This window comes from Brachyspira pilosicoli (assembly GCF_019402445.1).
Lineage (GTDB): Bacteria > Spirochaetota > Brachyspiria > Brachyspirales > Brachyspiraceae > Brachyspira > Brachyspira pilosicoli_B.
The window spans coordinates 1-1,176 of record NZ_SRZM01000239.1; the positions used below are offsets into that span (position 1 = coordinate 1).

The 1,176-nt window shown below is 26.6% G+C and carries 1 pseudogene; it reads right to left on the bottom strand.

Going from position 1 to position 1,176, the window contains the following annotated elements:
- A pseudogene (locus E6A48_RS08095) lies at window positions 1-791 on the bottom strand (alcohol acetyltransferase); the annotation flags it as partial.
- Window positions 792-1,176 lie beyond the last annotated feature (385 nt).

Genomic DNA, 1,176 nt, shown 5'->3' on the forward strand with positions numbered 1-1,176 from the left:
AAAAAGTTTTTTAAAGATATTGAAGGAAATATTGTTCTTAGATTAACAGGAATGCATACTACTATATTTTTACCGTCTAATCTATTTTTTATTTTTGCTTCATATATAGAATATGCTAAAAGTGAAGCAATGTAGGTTGTGATAGTAACATTATATTTTTTGCTTTCTTTTTTAATATTTTCTACACTAACAATTCCATGAACAACATTATTTCCGTATATTTTTAATTGCTTGCCTTTTATTAAATAAACATTTTTAATTTTCTTTTCTTTTGTTGTTATTTTTTTATTTTGTGTATGCATTTTAAAACTGTCATCATAGTCGCGTGTGGTGTGTATGCTGTCTTTAAATACATCTTCATTAGGGTCGTTAATTTTTTTTCCTGATAATGTGAGATAATGATAAAGGAGAGATTTTAAAAAACTTATTAAAGCAGTAGCATCTGCAAGAGAGTGAAACACTTCTACAGATATTCTATATTTATAATAAACCACTCTAACTAAATAACCATTATTAAGTTTATAATTTATATTGTAGCAAGGATAATATTTCTCTTCTTCAACTAAGAGCCTTCTATTATTTTCTTCAAAGTAGTTCCAAAATAATCCTTTTTTTATGGACAAAGCAAAAGTTGGAAACCTTTTCATTGTGATGTCTAGGGCGTTTTGAAGTATTGATTCATTTACTTTATCTTTTAACAGAGCTGATACTCTAAATATAGGAATATTTTTTTTATTTTTTATAGATACAAAAAGTTTTGCGGCATTATCTAGCTTGTATAATTCTTTCATTTATTATGCTCTGTTTTTGATAATTTTATAATATAATATTAAATTATTTATTCTATTTTGCAATAATTAAATTCATAAAAAAGAGTTGTTTCAAGTACTATAGTTCTTTTTATTCTAATTATTTATGGATACTAGTTATACTTATTATTCATATAGGTTTGACAAAATATACTTGCACTTTTCGCGAAGCGTACCCGGAGGGTAAAAACTTTGACGAAGTCCGCACCGCGAAGGCGGGAAAAAGTTGAATAAAAAATCATATAACAAAATATAGTTAGTTTAGAATATATTGATTTTAGTTTCTCAGAAAATATTTTTTAAGTTTTTTATTCTCGGGGACTAGCCCCCGAACCCTCAGTTCTTTTACCGAGTAGGTACCTTTCGG